Source organism: Sphingomonas psychrolutea (assembly GCF_014636175.1).
In the GTDB taxonomy this organism is placed as follows: Bacteria; Pseudomonadota; Alphaproteobacteria; order Sphingomonadales; family Sphingomonadaceae; genus Sphingomonas; species Sphingomonas psychrolutea.
This window is the reverse complement of record NZ_BMDW01000002.1, coordinates 74,169-91,393: the sequence shown is the minus strand read 5'-3', so window position 1 is coordinate 91,393 and position 17,225 is coordinate 74,169. Positions and strand designations below refer to the sequence as shown.

17 protein-coding genes are annotated in these 17,225 nt (G+C 63.4%); 10 read left to right on the top strand and 7 right to left on the bottom strand.

The window, feature by feature from the left end:
- The 4 genes from IEV62_RS01935 (at position 1) to IEV62_RS01920 (ending at position 5,568) form a co-directional block, all read left to right on the top strand.
- A complete protein-coding gene (locus tag IEV62_RS01935; RefSeq protein ID WP_188445092.1) occupies positions 1–762 on the top strand; it encodes an SDR family NAD(P)-dependent oxidoreductase in 762 nt (253 codons plus the stop codon).
- 20 nt (positions 763–782) lie between these two features.
- Positions 783–2,804, top strand: a complete 2,022-nt coding sequence (locus IEV62_RS01930; protein WP_188445091.1) for an oxidoreductase — start codon at positions 783–785, stop codon at positions 2,802–2,804.
- A gap of 9 nt (positions 2,805–2,813) precedes the next feature.
- A complete protein-coding gene (locus IEV62_RS01925; protein ID WP_188445090.1) occupies positions 2,814–3,980 on the top strand; it encodes an acyl-CoA dehydrogenase family protein in 1,167 nt (388 codons plus the stop codon).
- 61 nt (positions 3,981–4,041) lie between these two features.
- A complete protein-coding gene (locus IEV62_RS01920) occupies positions 4,042–5,568 on the top strand; it encodes an alpha/beta hydrolase domain-containing protein (protein WP_229732760.1) in 1,527 nt (508 codons plus the stop codon).
- Between the two features lie 22 nt (positions 5,569–5,590).
- Here the strand turns inward: IEV62_RS01920 and IEV62_RS01915 are convergent, their stop codons facing one another.
- The 3 genes from IEV62_RS01915 to IEV62_RS01905 are packed head-to-tail and all read right to left on the bottom strand — an operon-like array spanning position 5,591 to position 8,015.
- On the bottom strand, positions 5,591–6,322 hold the full coding sequence (locus tag IEV62_RS01915; protein WP_188445089.1) for a 2OG-Fe(II) oxygenase: 732 nt from the start codon (positions 6,320–6,322) through the stop codon (positions 5,591–5,593).
- A gap of 58 nt (positions 6,323–6,380) precedes the next feature.
- A complete protein-coding gene (locus tag IEV62_RS01910) occupies positions 6,381–7,139 on the bottom strand; it encodes an SDR family NAD(P)-dependent oxidoreductase (protein WP_188445088.1) in 759 nt (252 codons plus the stop codon).
- 21 nt (positions 7,140–7,160) lie between these two features.
- Entirely contained in the window at positions 7,161–8,015 is an 855-nt protein-coding gene (locus IEV62_RS01905; protein WP_188445087.1) for an amidohydrolase family protein, read from the bottom strand.
- A 169-nt stretch (positions 8,016–8,184) separates the two neighbouring features.
- On the opposite strand from IEV62_RS01905, the gene IEV62_RS01900 reads away from it, so the two are divergent.
- The 6 genes from IEV62_RS01900 to IEV62_RS01875 are packed head-to-tail and all read left to right on the top strand — an operon-like array spanning position 8,185 to position 14,367.
- Positions 8,185–9,165: an NAD(P)H-dependent flavin oxidoreductase gene (locus IEV62_RS01900; RefSeq protein ID WP_229732782.1), complete on the top strand. Its 981-nt coding sequence runs from the start codon at positions 8,185–8,187 to the stop codon at positions 9,163–9,165.
- The gene (locus tag IEV62_RS01895; protein WP_188445086.1) at positions 9,162–10,289 is read left to right on the top strand and encodes an acyl-CoA dehydrogenase family protein; all 1,128 of its coding nucleotides are present in this window, start codon (positions 9,162–9,164) and stop codon (positions 10,287–10,289) included. The genes IEV62_RS01900 and IEV62_RS01895 overlap by 4 nt, the downstream gene beginning before the upstream one ends.
- The gene (locus IEV62_RS01890) at positions 10,286–11,512 is read left to right on the top strand and encodes an acyl-CoA dehydrogenase family protein (RefSeq protein ID WP_188445085.1); all 1,227 of its coding nucleotides are present in this window, start codon (positions 10,286–10,288) and stop codon (positions 11,510–11,512) included. Before IEV62_RS01895 ends, IEV62_RS01890 begins: the two co-directional genes overlap by 4 nt.
- Positions 11,509–12,483 carry a Rieske 2Fe-2S domain-containing protein gene (locus IEV62_RS01885; RefSeq protein WP_188445084.1) on the top strand — a complete coding sequence of 325 codons (975 nt, stop codon included), beginning with the start codon at positions 11,509–11,511 and terminating at the stop codon, positions 12,481–12,483. Before IEV62_RS01890 ends, IEV62_RS01885 begins: the two co-directional genes overlap by 4 nt.
- Positions 12,480–13,358: an LLM class F420-dependent oxidoreductase gene (locus tag IEV62_RS01880; RefSeq protein WP_188445083.1), complete on the top strand. Its 879-nt coding sequence runs from the start codon at positions 12,480–12,482 to the stop codon at positions 13,356–13,358. The genes IEV62_RS01885 and IEV62_RS01880 overlap by 4 nt, the downstream gene beginning before the upstream one ends.
- A gap of 37 nt (positions 13,359–13,395) precedes the next feature.
- Positions 13,396–14,367 carry an alpha/beta hydrolase gene (locus IEV62_RS01875; RefSeq protein WP_229732759.1) on the top strand — a complete coding sequence of 324 codons (972 nt, stop codon included), beginning with the start codon at positions 13,396–13,398 and terminating at the stop codon, positions 14,365–14,367.
- Between the two features lie 255 nt (positions 14,368–14,622).
- Here the strand turns inward: IEV62_RS01875 and IEV62_RS01870 are convergent, their stop codons facing one another.
- The 4 genes from IEV62_RS01870 to IEV62_RS01855 are packed head-to-tail and all read right to left on the bottom strand — an operon-like array spanning position 14,623 to position 17,174.
- Positions 14,623–15,444: an enoyl-CoA hydratase-related protein gene (locus tag IEV62_RS01870; protein WP_188445081.1), complete on the bottom strand. Its 822-nt coding sequence runs from the start codon at positions 15,442–15,444 to the stop codon at positions 14,623–14,625.
- Between the two features lie 2 nt (positions 15,445–15,446).
- Positions 15,447–16,253, bottom strand: a complete 807-nt coding sequence (locus IEV62_RS01865) for a sugar phosphate isomerase/epimerase family protein (RefSeq protein ID WP_188445080.1) — start codon at positions 16,251–16,253, stop codon at positions 15,447–15,449.
- Positions 16,254–16,257: 4 nt separating this feature from the next.
- A complete protein-coding gene (locus IEV62_RS01860; protein WP_188445079.1) occupies positions 16,258–16,782 on the bottom strand; it encodes an SGNH/GDSL hydrolase family protein in 525 nt (174 codons plus the stop codon).
- A gap of 11 nt (positions 16,783–16,793) precedes the next feature.
- Positions 16,794–17,174 (bottom strand): nuclear transport factor 2 family protein, encoded by a 381-nt coding sequence (locus IEV62_RS01855; protein ID WP_188445078.1) that lies wholly within the window; start codon positions 17,172–17,174, stop codon positions 16,794–16,796.
- Between the last annotated feature and the right edge of the window lie 51 nt (positions 17,175–17,225).

Here is a 17,225-nt window from a genome sequence, read left to right as displayed (position 1 = left end):
ATGATGGTGCCGTGGATTGACCTGACCGGACGGGTTGCCGTCGTGACGGGTGCTGCGTCGGGCATCGGGCGCGCGACTGCCATTGCCTTGGCAGGCGCGGGGGCAAAGATCGTCGCCGTTGATCGCGACCTGGAAGGTGCTCAGGCGGTTGCCCGGGAGAGCAACGGTACGGCACGCTCGCTCGACGTTGCCGACGAGTCCGCCTGGGAAGACTTTGCAACGTGGATCGACACCGAGTTCGGGCAGCTAGACATCCTCGTCAACAGCGCGGGCGTCGCGCTCAAGGACAGCGTAGGCGATCCCTCGGTCGATACGTATCGCAAGACTTTCGACATCAATGTCGCGGGCAGTTTGCTGGGGATGGCGGTGGCGCTGCGCTTCATGCGGCGCGCGGGCAAGGGGACGATCGTCAACCTGTCCTCGACCGCATCGCTCAAGGGCAATCCGATTATGGCTTCTTATGGGGCGAGCAAGGCAGCTGTCGCGCATTTCACACGCAGCGCGGCACTGCAAAACGCGCGCAGCGGCCATGACATACGGATAAATGCCGTCCTTCCGGGGCTCATCGAAACCGCGATGGCGGGCGATTTTTACGACATCTTTGAAAAGCTCGGTTCGGCTGATGGTGTGCGCTCGGCCTTTACAACCGGCCGACCCGGTCGGCCCGAAGAAGTCGCCGATCTGATCCTTTACCTCGTTTCGGACCGCGCCAGTTTCATCTCAGGCGCATCCATCGTCATCGACCGCGCGGCAAGCGCCTGACCCTTATGCCGGAGTCCTCCGTGAACGATCCCCTGCTCGAACCCTTTCAGACCAAGCATCTGACCTTCAAGAACCGGATGGTCCATGCGCCAACCACGATGAACATGGCGGACGACAAGGGCTATGTCACCCCTCAGGCCGTGGGCGCCTATGAAGCGCTGGCGGCGGGCGGTTTCGGGGCGGTGTGCGTCGGTGCGACCAATGTGCGATGGGATGGGCTCATCAATGAACGCATGCTGGGCATGTATGACGACACCTACATCATCAGCCACCGCGAGTTGGTCGAGGTCATCCATCACAATGAGTCGCTTGCCGGCATCCAGCTTTTCTACGGCGGACTGATTCCCGGCGTCGGCACGTCGTTTCCGCTGGAGCCGGGCAAGGGCTGGATTCCCGGGACGGTCGCGTGGGGGCCAAGCGGCAAATATCCGATCGGCAACCAGCAACCAGGGATCGTGCCGACCGAGGTTTACAAGAGCCTGGTCGAAGAATTTGCCCAGGCCGGACGCCGCGCGCGTGAGGCCGGCTATGATTATCTGTCATACCATTTCTGCCACGGCTCGCTGCCGCATGTTACATTGTCGCTGCTCGAAAATCAGGGGCGGGAAGACGAATATGCCGATCATTTCCTGTTCTGCGAGCAGATTCTGCAGCGCACCCAGGAATTGTGCGGCAAGGATTTTCCGTTGATCCCGCGGATGGTCTGCGACGAGAACTACAAGGGAGGCTTCGATATCGAATACTTCCTCGATCATTATGCGCCGCGTTTGCACGCGCTTGGTGTCGATGGGATCGATTGCACTTTCGGTTCGATGCTCCCAGCCGAAAGCCGCGATCCCGAGACATCCTCGGGCCAATATATCGGCGGCGGTTTCTATGTTCGCAATCTGGTCACGCTCCCCAGCATCAAGCAAATGCGTGCCGGCCTGATCAAGCGCGGCATCGACATGCCGTTGATGGGGTCGTGCAACGTCAACACGCCTGATCAGATGCGGACGATGATCGGCGAAGGTGCCGCCGATTTCCTCGCCTCATGCCGACAGTCGCTCGAAGACCCCGATTTTCCGCGCAAGATCACCGAAGGCCGCGAAGAGGAAATTCGGAAATCGACACGCACCGGCGCATCGCTGATGACCGGCAACATCTTTGCGAAGGGCATGGCAGGGTCGGCCCAGAATGCCGCATTCGGGCGTGACCGCGAATATCGCATCCAGAAAACCCCAGCTCCCAAGCGCGTCTATATCGCAGGCGGCGGCTCAGGCGGGATGGAATATGCGATTACCGCACATGCGGCAGGCCATGATGTCACTCTGTTCGAGGCGTCCGGCGCGCTCGGCGGGGTGATGAATTGGGCGGGAAATTACAAGACGCTGCGCAATATGGAACAGATCGCGTATCAGCCCCAATGGCACCGCTTGATGGTCGCCAAGGCCGGCATTGCGGTGAGGCTGAATACTGAACTGACAGTCGAGATGATTCTCGCCGACAAGCCCGATGTGGTCGTCACCGCAACCGGCGCAAAGCCTGCGTTGCCTGATGTTCCTGGGCTCAGCGCCGCCCTCGCCAGCGGTTTTGCTCGAACGATTGACCGGGTGCTGGGCAGCGCGTCCGATCCGCTGCCACAGGGCAATGTGATTGTCTGGGGGGCGGGCGAAGGTATTGAGCTCGGCCTCGATCTTGCTCAAGCGGGCCGGACGATCCGCTTGCTCGATCCGGACGCAAAGCTGCTCCCGGCCAACTATCTCGGCTCGCGCATGAATGCGATAAACATATGGATGGCGACGGCAGATCTTGCCCCGGAACAGGGCGTCACCTTGCAAGAAATCCGTCAAGGCGAAGTGGTTGTCAGTCACGCCGATGGCCGTAGCGAAACAATCGCCTGCGCCGCCCTGATCATCGCGCCGGGGCGCGTCGCCTATGACCCGTTCAGCGGCAAGCTCAACAAATCGGGCATCCGGTTGCAAGTGGTCGGCGATGCCCGGACGCCTCGCTCGTACGGCAATGCGATCCACGAGGCCGCTTACCTCGCGCGCAACATTTAGGAGAATAATGTGCTCGATTGGCTGAACGACGACCAGCGCGCGTTGCGCGACATGGCGCAGGCGTTTGCGGTGAAGGAAGTCGAGCCGCTTGCGGTGCAAATCGACCGCGAAGAGCACACACCCGACGCACTGATTGCAAAAGCAGCGGAGGTCGGCCTGTTCGGCCTCTACACATCGGCCGATTACGGCGGATCGGGCGCGGACCTAGTGTCGGCCTGTCTGGTGTCGGAGGAGATCGCCAAGGCGAGTCCGGCATTCGCGGGCGCGCTGACGGTGCAGATGGTGCTATCGCCGCGCACGGTCGAACTGCTTGGTACCGCCGAACAGAAGCAGCGCTTGCTTCCGGCCTCGGCCAGCGGTGAACGCGTCATCGCCTATTCGCAAAGCGAACCCGCAGGTGCCGCGAATGTCGCGTCGCATCTGACCAAGCTGACGCCCGATGGGAACGGCTGGCGGCTCGACGGGGCCAAACTCTATTGCACACAGGCGAACGCCAAGGTCGTGCTGGTGATGTGCAAGACGCACGGTCGCGATGGCAAGGAAGGCTATGGCTGCATAGCCGTCGATATGGACCGCGCGGGCGTGGAAATTCTGCCCTATGAGCACAAGCTCGGCTGGCGCGGGACCAATACCGGGTCGATCAATTACAACAACATTCGGATCGAGGATGACGATATCCTCGGGGATGTGCTGACCGGGGGCTTTTCGCACCGCCCGGCCAATCACGCCAATGTGCTCGCCCATGCCGCGACATCGCTCGGTTGCGCGCAGGGCATGCTCGACAAGACGCTCGACTATGTGAAGGAACGCCGCCTCTACGGCCGGGACATGGCCGAACTCCAGCCGATCAGCTACTGGCTCGCCGAGGCGCACGCCAAGCTGGTGGCGGGTCGCGCGCTGCTCTACGCAAATGCCCGCGCATTCGATGCAGGTGCGATGGAACCGGCCATGGGCAGTGTCTGCAAGGCATGGATCGGGGACACCGCGTTCGAGGTTTGCGCGAAATTGCTCCAGATGTGGGGCGGCAGCGGCATCATGGATGCCACCGGCGTCAACCGTTACATGCGCGACGCCAAGGCAAAGTGCATGGCCGAGGGCGCGTCCGAAATGCACTATGCGATTATCGCGAACCAGTTGTTGCATGGGGTCGGATCGCTGGTGCGGCCTGCGGGGTAGGGCATTTCGAACGTACCGACTTGAACAAGCGCGCGCCTGCGTCCGTGCCGGGGGGAATACAATGATCAGAACGACCTTGGCGCGGCTCACTTCCATCCTGACCATGGCGAGTGCAGCAATAGCGTTGGCGGCATCCGCTTCGCCGACAAGCTCACGCCCCGGTCAGCCAAGCGTCACACTCGAACCCGGCAAACCCACGTTGATCACGGGTGCGTACGATCTGGCCAGCCTCGGATATTTGCAGGAGGAATATTTCGTTTCTGGCGAGGCGACCTCCTACACCTCGGTCAATCCGATGCGCGAGGATGGTCGCTGGACCGTCTCATCCTCTGGCAAGGCGGAGTACACGACCAGGCTCGTTGTCATGCGCCCGAGCGATCCCGCCAAATTCAACGGCACGGTTCTGGTGGAATGGCTCAATGTCAGCGGCGGGCTGGATGCGCCAGCGGACTGGTTCATGGCGCATCGCGAACTCATTCGTGCAGGCTACGCTTATGTCGCGGTTTCCGCGCAGCGTGTGGGTGTCGAAGGCGGAGCAAGTCTTGGCTACGACATGTCACTCAAGAAGATTGCGCCCGAACGCTACCGGTCGCTTCATCATCCCGGCGATGCTTTTGCGTATGACATTTTTTCTCAGGCGGGCCGCCTCGTGCGCGGCAGTGCCAGTTCCGGTGCCGGTGCCGGTGCCGGTGCGGGCATATTGGGTCCGCTGATCGCCAAACATGTTCTCGCCGCCGGAGAATCGCAGTCGGCGCATTTCATGACAACGTACGTGAATGCGGTGGATCCGGTGGCCCGCGTCTTCGACGGTTTCCTGATCCACTCACGCTTCAGCGGCTCTGCGCCGCTCGACGGCAGCTCGATCATCGGGCGGGTCGACCCTCGCATGCCAGCCGTCGTGAAATTTCGATCTGACCTGCGCGTCCCAGTCCTGACCTTCATCACCGAGACCGACCTGGTCGGGGGTGCCCGATCCGGCTATTGGGCAGCCCGCCAACCGGACACGGCTCGGCTGCGGGTCTGGGAAGTCCCGGGAACGGCACACGCCGACATCTACACGCTTCAAGTCGCACCGATCGATTCGGGATTGTTGCTGATCGATAGACTGGCAGCCGCCTACACGCCAACGACCAACCTGATGGGCGCTAAGCTGACCAAGCCGTTCAACTTCGCGCCGCAGCATCATTATGTGCTGCAGGCCGCGATCGTTGCACTCGACCGGTGGGTGAGTACTGGCAAGGCTCCTTCCAAAGCGCCGCGAATGGCGCTGACTCAAGGAACCACGCCACAGCCGGTGCTCGACGCCAATGCTCTTGCAACCGGCGGCATCCGAACCCCATGGATCGACGTGCCGTCCGCGCGGACATCCGGTGCCAGCGGCGGCATCGGCATCATGGCATCGCTGTTCGGATCGGGCGAGCTTTTCGATGCGCAGACATTGGTTCGGCTCTACCCAGGCGGGAAGGCCGAATATCTGAAACGGTTCTCTGTCGCGCTGGATCGTTCGATCCAGGCGCGCTTCATTTTGCCCGCGGATCGCCAGGAAATTCTCGATTTGGCGGCGGCACGGTACCGCAGCGCCCGGTAAGCAGGCTGCGCCGCAGCCAATCTCAACGGCAGAGCCAGCCTGTAATGGCATAGCGCGGAACGCCGGCAAACGGGGCAACATAGGAGACGCTGTGCAGTTGCGGCACGCGGAACAGGTGGATGGTATTGAACCCGGGCTTGAGCGCGAGCGGTACGTCACCCGAACCCGTCTGGAATTGCAGCAGCCCGCCCCAGTCAGTCCGCCAGCCCTTGGTGAGGTTGATCACATAGGCCGCGACGCGGTTTTCGCCGTCGATTCCGTCGTCATGGCTGGTTAGGAAATGTCCGGGCAAATACCGTGTTGCCTGACCGTTGACGCGGCGAATATCCGGCGCACCGGTGATCGTTCGGAAGGTGTCGAGCGAGGTGGGGTGGTTGAGCGCGTCGATCACGCGGTCGAGCAACAAACCACGGGCATTGCGTGCGCTCGGGTCGTCGGAGACGAGCAGCGAATCGAACAGGAACTGAAAGCCGTCGCGGGCTGTTTCGTGGACAGCGGCGAGAAATGCTTTCTCCTTGTCGCCGTCCAACGCGGCGATCGCCTCCGGTGTGAGGTCCCAGGCACTTTTTTCCCCTTGGCTGACCGTCCGGCCCCACGAAATCCCGGAGTCGAGATGATGGTGCAGCCGCTCGGCGACATCGGCGGGAAAGGGTTCGGTGATTCGGATAAGGCCGGTGCGCGCAAAGCTGTTAGCGGCATCTGTTTGCCGGGCGGCGGAAAGCTGGAACCGCAGGGCGGCGTCTTGGGTCGTCATCTGTGCCCCCCAGGGTGAATGCCCCATAATGGTCGTCGGATTTCCATTTGAATGGGCATCACGCATTCAATCCGCCATTGATGCTGATCACTTGCCCGGTGATCCGCGCCGCGCCGGGGCTACACAGGAACAACGCCATCGGCGCGATGTCGGCCGGGGTCGGCAAGCCGAGACCCGCGCGGGCGCTGGCGGCCTCAGCGCGCGCGGCGTGCGCGGCAAAGGCCGGGGTGTTGGAAACGAAGCTTGGCGAGAGACAATGGACGCGGACACCGTCGCGCGCGACCTCCAGCGCCAGATTGCGAACGAAGCTCATGATTCCGCCAAACGCGCCGCCGATGACCGCTTGACGCGCCGCGCCGAAGCGACCGGCGTCCGACGCGAAGCCGATGATGGTGCCACCCTGCTTGGAGAGGTGCGGCAACGCGGCAAAACACAGACGCTGAAAGCTGCCAAGCACCAATGCGGCGTGATCGCCGAAGGCGGCTGGGTCGGTGCCGGCGAACGGCCCAGTGATGCCGCGCGCAGCCGCAATGCCGCAATGGATCACCGCGTCGAGACGGCCTTGCGTTGACGCAACAGTGTTCACCATTACCTCGAGGGCACCTGTTGTTCGGAAATCCGCGGGAGCCGCGACCAGTCGCGCGTCGGGCATTTGCTGCCTGAGGCGTTCGCACGTTTTGGCGACGCTTTCGGCGCTCGCGCCATGGACGCCGACAATCGCGCCGGCAGCGGCGGCCTGCGCCGCGATCTCGAAGCCGATGGCACCGGTGGCCCCCGTTATCAGAATGACGTCGCCATTCCTTACGCTCCCGCTCATGCGGCTCTCCATCATGTGCCGCTATGCGGTGAGGCCAAGCACCTTAGCCGCATTATCATGCAGGAATTTCGGCCACACTTCATCCTTGAACGGTACGTCGTCCATCTCGCGGAAAATGCGTTCGAGGTCCAACCCCATTGGGAAATAGCCGCCATAGATGATCTTGTCGCTGCCGCGCGTGTTGGCGAAGTCGATGATCTCCTTCGGCCAATACTTCGGCGCAAAGGCTGTGGTCGAGTAATACAGGTTCGGCCATTTGAGCAGCAGCTTGACCGCAAGTTCGACCCATGGATCAGCGCCGTGGCGCATGACGAACTTCAGCTCGGGAAAATCATAGCAGACTTCATCGATTAGCTCGATCTTCTGCGGCGCTAGCGGGATGCGCGGCCCCGGTACCCCGGTGGTGCAAAATACCGGGATGTCGAGTTCGCAGCATTTGGCATAAACCGGATACCAGTGCTTGTCGTTGATCGGGCAGGGCGGGTTCTGGCCCGAGGGGAACATTGACACGCCCTTCAGTCCGTAGTCGTCGTACGCGCGCTGGATATCGCGCACCGCGTCCATACCGCGGTGCGGATTGGTCGGCATGATGCCGACGAACCGGTCGGGGTAACGGCGCAGTGCCTCGGCGGTGCGGTCGTCATTGGTGTGGATCACGCCGACGCGGATATTGAATGCGTCCATCTTGGCGAGCGTTTCCTCGATCGAGGAATCACGCGTTTGCCCTGCGGCCAATTCGCCAGGCAAATCCTTGAACATATATTCCGCCGGATGCCGGTCCCACTTCACCTTCTCACTGGCGACAAGCGGCGCATGGGTGCGGTCACGAAAGCCGATCAGCGTATCGATGACGCCAATGTCGCGGGGACGGGGCATGGTTTTCCTCTCGCTAGCGCGCGTTTCGTAAGCTATTGCGGCAGGGCATGTGCATTGTAAAGCATGTGCTGTGGGGGCTTGCCCCAAGCGGCTTTTTCCGACAGAAAAAGAGTGTAATGCAACAGACGCGTTACATTAATATCGTTACAGATAAGGTACGGGATTGGCATTGGGACCGGCACTGGCATCGGCGGACGTGAGCGGCGGCGCAACATTGCGCGGCTGGCGCGACCGGCTGCGTGTGCCCGTCATCGCCGCACCGCTGTTCCTGATTTCGAATCCGAGGCTGGTAATTGCCCAGTGCGTGGCTGGCGTTATCGGCACCTTGCCCGCCCTGAACGCGCGTCCCTCGGCACAGTTCGGCGAATGGCTGGCCGAAATTATCGAGACGCTCAGCCAGTGGAACCGGCGCAATCCGGACAAGCTCGCTGCGCCGTTCGGCGTCAATCTGGTCGTCCACCGCAGCAATCCGCGACTCGATGACGATCTGGCGCAGTGCGCGAAGCATCACGTCCCGCTGGTTATCAGTTCGATGGGCGCGCGTGCCGAGGTCAACGCGGCGGTGCAGGCCTATGGCGGGGTTACGCTGCACGATGTCATCAATCAGGCGCATGCGCGCAAAGCCATTGAGCGTGGCGCGACGGGGCTGATCGCGGTCGCGGCAGGTGCGGGTGGACATGCGGGGGCAGTATCGCCCTTCGCACTGATGCAGGAATTACGTGTCTGGTTCGACGGGCCGCTGGTCCTTGCCGGGGCCATTTCGTCCGGGCGCGCGATTGCGGCGGCGCGGCTGCTGGGCGCGGATTTGGCTTATGTTGGGTCGGCCTTCATCGCGACCGAGGAAGCCAGTTGTGCCGAGGCGCAAAAGGACGCGGTTGTGGCATCCGGCGCAGACGACATCGTCTACACGCCCGCGTTCAGCGGCACGCCGGCCAATTATCTGCGAAGCTCGATCGTCGCCGCAGGACTCGATCCCGACGACCTGCCGACGACGCGGCGGGCGACCAACGTGGCCGCGCAGGACAATGCCGCCAAGGCCTGGACCGATATCTGGGGATGCGGGCAGGGCATTGGCAATGCGCACGCGATCGAACCGGCGGCAGCAGTGATCGACCGCCTCGCCCGCGAATATGACGAGGTTAGCGCATGAATTTCGATTATACCGACGACCAGAAGGCGCTGAAGGACGAAGCGCGGCGGTTCCTGCTCGCTGCCTCACCTCTATCGGTCGCGCGTGGCGTGCTCGAGCATCCCGCCGCTGGATATGACGCGGCGCTGTGGGCGCGTATTGGTGAGCAGGGCTGGTGCGGGGCAGCGATCCCGGAGAGCTATGGCGGCCTCGGTCTTGGCTATGTCGAGCTGTGTGCGCTGGCCGAGGAGCTGGGGCGGGCCCTTGCGCCCATTCCGTTTGCGTCGAGTATCTATCTGTTCGCCGAGGCGCTGCTGCTGGCAGGGTCGGAGGCGCAGAAGTCGGCGCTGCTGCCGCTGGTCGCCAGCGGTGAATTGATCGGTACGCTCGCCGTGTCTGAAGGTCCGGGCGCGCTCACTACGGAACGGATTGCGGCGCAGGTGACGGGCGGTTTGCTGTCGGGGGTAAAGCTGCCAGTTGCCGACGGCATGGCAGCAAGCAAGGCCGTAGTGCTGGCGCAGGGCGAGGCGGGGCTCGGGCTCTACCTTGCCGATCTGCGCGGCCCCGGTGTCACCCGTGAAGCCGTGTCGACGCTTGACCCGACGCGCGGCATGGCGCGGGTAAGCTTCGACGGCGCGCCGGCGGAACCGCTCGGCACGCCCGGTGAAGGCTTGGCGCTGCTCGCGCGTATCCACGAACGCGGCGCGATCCTGCTCGCGTTCGAGCAATTGGGCGGCGCAGACCGCTGCCTCGAAATGGCGCGCGACTATGCGCTCGAACGCTACGCCTTCGGACGTCCCATTGGCAGCTATCAAGCGATCAAGCACAAGCTCGCCGATGTCTTCGTCAAGAACGAGGTCGCCCGCGCCAACGCCTATTACGGCGCATGGGCGCTCTCGACCGACGCGCCCGAACTGCCGCTGGCGGCGGCGGCGGCGCGCGTCGCGGGATGTGCGGCCTATTGGATGGCATCAAAGGAAATGATTCAGACCTATGGCGGCATCGGCGTGACGTGGGAGGCGGACTGCCATTTCTTCTTCCGTCGCGCCCGCCATCTCGGACTCGTCATCGGGGCGCCGCGCGACTGGAAACGGCGGCTCGCCGACCGGCTCGAAGAACGCGTCGAAGCGGAGCAAGCGGCATGAATTTCGACGACAGCCCCACTGAAGCCGAATACCGCGTCACGGTGCGCGCCTGGATCGAGGCGAACGGCCCCGATCTGTCCGTCCTCGCACCCGAGGAGCGCCGCGCCTGGCACGCCAAGCATAAGGAGATTGCGCGCGTCTGGCAGGCGACCAAAGCCGATGCCGGCTATGCCTGCATCTCGTGGCCGAAGGAGCGTGGCGGCGCGGGCGGCACCGCAATCGACGAAGCAATCTTCAACCAGGAAGAAGCGCGCGCCGGGGTGCAGTTCACCTATTTCATGACCGGGCTGCACATGCTGTTGCCGCCGCTGATGGAATTCAGCAGCGATGAAGCGTCGCTCGCGCGCGTTGCCCCGGCGGTGCGCGGTGATGAGATCTGGTGTCAGCTGTTTTCGGAACCATCGAGCGGGTCCGATTCCGCAGCGACCCGGACGATGGCCGTGCGCGACGGCGATCACTGGGTGCTAAACGGGCAAAAGGTCTGGAACAGCGGCGCGCATGCTGCCGATTATGGCATGGTCATCGCGCGCACTGATCCCGATGTGCCCAAGCACAAGGGGCTGTCGGCGTTCTGGCTCGACATGAAGACGCCTGGCCTCGAAGTCCGCCCAATCAAGATGATGTCGGGCGACAGCGAGCTCAACGAAGTCTTCCTTGAAAACGTCCGTGTCCCAGCCAACCAGATGGTTGGCGCGACGGGGGACGGCTGGAAGGTTGTGATCTCTACCCTGATGAACGAACGCGCGGCGCTGGGGTCGGGCACCGGGCTTGGCTGGCGCGACGTGATGGATATTGCCCGCAACAGCCCTGCGTTCGACGGCTCGACGCTCGACGATCCGGCGTTCCGCGAGTGGTTGGCCGATTATTACGTCAATGCCGAGGCGATCCGCCTGCTCAGCTTCCGCACGCTGACCGCGCTATCGCATGGCAAGGCACCGGGGCCGGAAGGTTCGGCAGGCAAACTGCTGTGGGCGACGCAGACGCAGGAGCTGACCAATCAGGCGCTTGATATCCAGGATGCATTCGGGTTGATCGACGATCCCGATATTGCGTTGTTGAATGGCGGCTTTCAGCACCGCTTCATGTGGGCACCCGCGCTGCGGCTTGGCGGGGGGACCGATGAGATCATGAAGAATATCATTGCGGAGCGCGTGCTCGGCCTGCCGGGCGATGTCCGCGTCGACAAGGCGGTGCCGTTCCGCGAAATTCCGACCGGGAGATGATGATGGCAACCAACCCAAGATCCGACCGCGGCTATACGAGCCTGCCGATTCCGTTCGGCTGGTTCGGTGTTGCGATGTCGAGCGAGATCGCGGTCGGCGAGATCAAGACGATGCGCTATTTCGGCACCGAGTTCGTGATGTGGCGCGGGGGCGATGGCGTGCTCAACGCGGTCGATCCCTATTGCCCGCATCTCGGCGCGCATCTGGGTGTGGAAAGCACGGTCAACGGCAACGACCTGCGATGCGCGTTCCATCATTGGAGCTTCAGCGGCGGGGGCGCGGTCACCGATATCCCCTATACCGATGTCATCGCGCCGCGCCTGAAACGGCAATGCTTGCCGACCTGGCCGGTCAAGGAGTCCGAAGGGGTGGCGTATGTATGGTATCATCCTACAAAAGCGGCACCGAAATGGGATGTCGCGATGATGCCGACGTGTCCCGAAGGCGCGTGGATCCTGCATTCGACCTATGACTGGGTCATCAACATCCATGTCCAGGAAATCACCGAGAACGGTCAGGACCATGCGCATTTCAATGCGGTTCACGGCGTCACCGGGCCTGCCGAGGGCGACTTCAAGATCGATGGCTGGGTGCGGTCGAACAAGGTCGTCGCCGAGATGGTCACCCCGCGCGGGCCAATGACGGGCATCATCGACGTCACGGCCACCGGTCCCGGCCAGTCGATCACCGAGTTCAAGGACGTGACCCACGTCGTCCACAATCAGCAGCAGACGCCGATCGACGCGGAACATACGCATCTGCGCTGGCAAATGTACCATGCGCCGGGCCTTAGCGAAGGCCGCCTGCGTGTCACCGACGCGCGCATTCGCGATCTGGTAAAACAGGTTAATCAGGACATCCCGATCTGGAATTCCAAGATTTTCCGGACCGAGCCGCTGCTGGTCAAGGGTGATGGACCGATTCTGGCCTATCGCCGCCAGTATCAGAAATTTTATGAGGTCGAGGCATGAGGACAGCCGCGACGCCGCGGATCGGGCGGATCGGCATCTGGTCAATGGAGTTGCGGTTCGGCGATCGCGTCGAGACGGCTGAGGCAGCTTCGGAACTGGACGAACTGGGTTACGGCGCGTTGTGGATTCCGGGGGCGACGGGCGGTGAACTGCTGAGTGACCTTTCCCACTTGCTGCCGGCCACGCGGAGCGCCACGATTGCCAGCGGCATCCTCAACATCTGGAAGCATGACGCCAAGGACGTGGCGCGCTGGTGGCACGCACTGCCCGACGACCAGCGCGCGCGGTTCCTGCTCGGTCTCGGGGTGAGCCATGGTGAGGCCGTTGGTGCCGCCTATGCCAAGCCGCTGACCGCGATGAAGGCCTATCTCGACCAGCTATCCGACGCAGGTGTGCCTGGCGACGCGATCGTGCTGGCCGCGCTCGGGCCCAAGATGACCGAGCTTGCGCGCGACCGGACGGCGGGCGCGCATCCCTATCTTGTCACGCCGGAACACACCGCAATTGCGCGCGCCAGCCTCGGCCCGGGACCGATTCTTGCGCCGGAACAGGGGGTCGTGCTCGACGCGGACCCTGCGCGTGCCCGCGATCTCGCGCGACCCTATGTGCGGGGCTATGGTCGGCTGGAAAACTACGCGAACAGCTGGCGGCGGCTGGGTTTTACCGATGACGATATTGCGTGCACCAGCGACCGGCTGGTCGATGCCGTGTTCGCGTGCGGCGATGCGGACGCAATCTCGGCGCGGGTCGATGCCCATTTCAACGCCGGCGCGGATCATGTTTGCTTGCAAGTGGTCGGCACGGCCACCCCGGGCGCTCATGACCTCAGCGCGCTACGCCCTGTCTGGCGCAGGCTGGCGGACGCCCTGTTATAATGCGTGGCGCGTGGTGCCGCGGACAAAGGAGAAGGTTGTGCAAGAAGGCGATCATAGTGGAGCGTTTCATGTTCCGGCACGGGATATCCCGGTACCAGACTATCTCAGCCCCATTGCGCGCGCCTATCTGACGCCCTTGCCGACATGGGGAGATTATCCCCCGCTCGACGACAAGGACGCGTGGCGGGCCTATGTCGCGGCGGTCGACGCGGCGGTGCTGTCGCGCTTTCCGGCATGGAGCGAGGCGAGCGGAGCGCGGGCAGACCACCGTGACGCCGGTGGCGCGCGCGTCTTCGACATCGTGCCGTCAGGGCTGGACCCGAACGACCCGAGCGTTGTCCTCGATCTCCATGGCGGCGCGCTCATCCTGTGCGGCGGCGAGATGTGCCGGATGATGGGCGTCGGCACCGCGATGCGGTTGCAGCGGCGCGTCTGGGCGGTCGATTACCGGATGGCACCCGATTACCCATATCCGGCGGCACTCGATGATTGCATCGCCGCGTATCGCGCGCTGCTTGGCGAACGTTCGCCGAACGAGATCATCGTCAGCGGCGGCTCTGCGGGCGGCAATCTCGCTGCCGCCTTGATGCTGCGTGCGCGGGACGAGGGGCTGCCGATGCCAGCGGGCCTGATCCTCGGTACGCCCGAGATCGACCTGACCGAATCGGGCGACAGCTTTCGCACCAATCTCGGTGTCGATCCCAGCCTGCGGAGCCTGATGCACGTCAACCTGCTCTACGCCGACGGGCATGATCTCGCGCACCCTTATCTCTCGCCGCTGTTTGGCGACCTGAGCGGCTTTCCACCGACGATCCTGACAACGGGGACGCGCGACCTGTACCTGTCGAACACTGTTCGCATGCACCGTGCCCTGCGCGCGGTGGGCGTGGCGGCGGACTTGCACGTCACCGAGGCGGGGCCGCACACCGGCTTCCCCGGCGGACCGGAGGGTGCGGAAATCGACAAGGAACTCCGCCGCTTCATCGAGGCTGTTCTGAAGCCGAGCTAACCGGCGCGGGAAATCACTTGCCCTTGTAATAGGCCGCGCGCGTGGTGCTCCACACGATCTGGCCTGCGCCAACCAGCGCGAGGAGTGTGCCGCACAGCGCCGATTGCTTGTCGTTCGCCATGAAGCTGTTGAGGAAACCCGTTCGCGGTTTCGGGGGCGCTGTGTGTCAGGGCAGCGCGTCCGACCAGCGCGACTGCGACGACGCAAACGCTCGCCATCCCCAGAAATTCCCGCTTCGTCCTGTCGACGTCGCTTTCATGCTTTCAGATCGAGCAATGCCAGTTCGTCGGGCAGGGCGGGAAAGGCCGGTGCGCGGCCTTCCTGCCAGCTCCGCATGCCCTCCTTGAAATCGGCGTGCCCGAACGCTTCGTTCAGCAGGGTTTCGGACCGCGCAAAGCCGTCAAAAAAGCTGTTCGTCAGGTCGCGGAAGCACTGTTCCTTGATCGCGCGCATTGACCGCGGCGCGCAATGATCGACGAGTTGTTTGGCATAGGCGCGGGCTTCGGCGAGCAAATCGCCAGCCGCAACGACGCGATTGATCAGTCCCATCCGCTCCGCCTCGGCGGCGCGCACCAGTCGCGCGGAGATCAGCAGGTCCATCGCATGACCGGTGCCGACGAGGCGGGGCAGGAGCCAGCTCATCCCCATCTCGGCCACCAGCCCGCGCCGTGCATAGGCAGTCGAAAACTTGGCGTCTTCGGAGGCGAAGCGGATGTCGCTGACCAGCGCCTGTTGTAGGCCGATGCCGAAACACGCGCCATTGATTGCAGCGATGATCGGTTTGCCGATGCTGAGCGGAAACCAATAGGGTTGCGCGGCAGCAGGCTTTGTATCGCCAGTCTCGGCCATGACCGCCAGCTTCTCCCCGTCGCCGCCGACGCAGAACGCCTTGCCCGCGCCGGTCACGATGATCGCACGCACGTCCGATGCGCGCGCGGCTTGTTCGAGCAGAGCGAAATACTCCCACGCCATCGGCCCGTTCCACGCATTGCCCCGGTCCGGGCGGTTGAGCGTGATCGTCATGATCCCGTCGGCGACTTCCGCCAGAACCGCTTTAGCGTCGTCCGGGTTCGACATCTTCAGTTCGCCCTGGCGTGGCCCAGCAATGCGCCGAGGACATCGCCTGCGCGGCGCAGTCCGGCTTCCTCGCCTTCTGCTTGCAGCCGTTGCCCGATGATTTCGAGATCGAAATACCCGCGATAGCCCGCCCCGACAATCGCGGGGATCAGGCGGTCGAGCGGCAGCGCGCCGTCGCCCGGTACCGCGCGGCAGGGCAGCCCGCGATCACCGTAAACATAATCGCTGACCTGCACGAGCGCCGTCAGCGGCGCGGCTTCGGCAATGGCTGCTTCGATATCGGCATCGAACCAGCAGGCGAACAGGTCGATCACGACCGAGATACCCGCCGCGCGGACGATTCGCACGGTGTCGGAAAGGCGGTGCGCGATGGAGGCATCGGCGTAGAGATGCGAGGTGGGCTCGACCCCGAGTGCAATGTCTGCCGCGACCGCCTTGGCGGCGCAGGGCGCGATGGCTTCGGCGAACCGGTCAGCGGCATCGGCCCATGCGAGCACTCCGCGTCCGCCGGTCGTCATGACAATCGACCGCGCGCCGATGTCCGCTGCGACATCGATGGTCCGGTCCAGCCGCTCGCGCCCCGCCGTCGCATCTTCAGGCGTGGCAAACGCGAACGCGCGGTGGGTGAGAGCGGCAACCTTCAGCTCCGTATCGCGAAACAGGCGCGCGGCCGCGGCCGCACCAAACGGCAAAACTTGCGCTATATCGGGGCTGATCGCCTGCGCGCCGATCCGTGCAACTTTTTCCGCAAGCGTATCCAGCGCGGCGGGCGTGAAGCACAAGGTGTTGATCGAAATGTTGGCGTGCATGGCCTCAACCACCCGCCCGGCCGATGACCGCGTCCGCCTGATAAAAGCGAAGCAGGATTTGCGGCGTCGTTTGCCCGCTGATCCCGCGATCGAGCACGCTGGCGTTGAATAACGCAGGATCGCCCAGCTTCCAGTTTTCGGTGATCGAATCGCCGAGAAAGACGGTTTGCGGACGCACGCCGCTGGCAACAAGTTGCGCGTTCTCGGCAGCGTAGCGGCACAGGTTTGGCCAGTCCTTCGCTTGCCGTTCTGCCGCACGCTTTTGCAGTGTTGCAATTTTGCCCATGGCCTCGGGGGGAAATGCGTTCAGCAAGTCCGCCACGCTCGAAAATTTGTGCGGTTTGAGCATCAGGTCGGACAGCAGGATCAAGTCCTGTGGATCGTTAGCCGCGACGTCGGCGCACGGATTGCCGGATGCAGAGGCATCTGCCGGTTGGGCCCGCGCACTCGAACTCGCCGTGGCCACGCAAGCCGCCGCCAAAAGTGTCAGAGACCTGCCGACGAGGTCGTTCACCCTTTTCTTGTTCATGGTGTCTCTCCTCATCCCGCCATCGGTGTCGACTGGAACGCGATCAACCGCCACTTTCCGTCGGTCAGGCCCCAGACGCTCATCACGCGGTTCTTGAGCGCCTTGTCGACCCCTTCGACCTTGACGTCGGTCGCCATCCGTCCGGCAAGCAAGGCCACCCCGGGGGCGAGTTCGGTGACGACCTCTTCCGACCAATCGATGCCGACATAGACGATCCGCCCACCGGCCATCTTGGAGAGATACGCATCCTTGTCGTCGACCAGACCGGTCGCATGGGCGAAGTGCAGGCGCGGGTCGAGGATCGCATCGAGCGCCTCTGCGTCATTGGCGAGCATGGCGGCGCAGCGCAGCTGCTCGGCAGCGCGGACCGCAGCGGCAAGGTTCTCGGTCATGCACGAATCCTCGGATTTTCTATGTTTTGGCTATGTCGAAAAACGACAATG

Bases quoted from the DNA above. Each gene is read 5' to 3' on its own strand.
- IEV62_RS01935 (WP_188445092.1), top strand. From the start codon at position 1: ATGATGGTGCCGTGGATTGACCTGACCGGACGGGTTGCCGTCGTGACG.
- IEV62_RS01920 (WP_229732760.1), top strand. From the start codon at position 4,042: ATGATCAGAACGACCTTGGCGCGGCTCACTTCCATCCTGACCATGGCG.
- IEV62_RS01915 (WP_188445089.1), bottom strand. From the start codon at position 6,322: ATGACGACCCAAGACGCCGCCCTGCGGTTCCAGCTTTCCGCCGCCCGG.
- IEV62_RS01910 (WP_188445088.1), bottom strand. From the start codon at position 7,139: ATGAGCGGGAGCGTAAGGAATGGCGACGTCATTCTGATAACGGGGGCC.
- IEV62_RS01905 (WP_188445087.1), bottom strand. From the start codon at position 8,015: ATGCCCCGTCCCCGCGACATTGGCGTCATCGATACGCTGATCGGCTTT.
- IEV62_RS01895 (WP_188445086.1), top strand. From the start codon at position 9,162: ATGAATTTCGATTATACCGACGACCAGAAGGCGCTGAAGGACGAAGCG.
- IEV62_RS01890 (WP_188445085.1), top strand. From the start codon at position 10,286: ATGAATTTCGACGACAGCCCCACTGAAGCCGAATACCGCGTCACGGTG.
- IEV62_RS01885 (WP_188445084.1), top strand. From the start codon at position 11,509: ATGATGATGGCAACCAACCCAAGATCCGACCGCGGCTATACGAGCCTG.
- IEV62_RS01880 (WP_188445083.1), top strand. From the start codon at position 12,480: ATGAGGACAGCCGCGACGCCGCGGATCGGGCGGATCGGCATCTGGTCA.
- IEV62_RS01870 (WP_188445081.1), bottom strand. From the start codon at position 15,444: ATGTCGAACCCGGACGACGCTAAAGCGGTTCTGGCGGAAGTCGCCGAC.
- IEV62_RS01865 (WP_188445080.1), bottom strand. From the start codon at position 16,253: ATGCACGCCAACATTTCGATCAACACCTTGTGCTTCACGCCCGCCGCG.
- IEV62_RS01860 (WP_188445079.1), bottom strand. From the start codon at position 16,782: ATGAACAAGAAAAGGGTGAACGACCTCGTCGGCAGGTCTCTGACACTT.
- IEV62_RS01855 (WP_188445078.1), bottom strand. From the start codon at position 17,174: ATGACCGAGAACCTTGCCGCTGCGGTCCGCGCTGCCGAGCAGCTGCGC.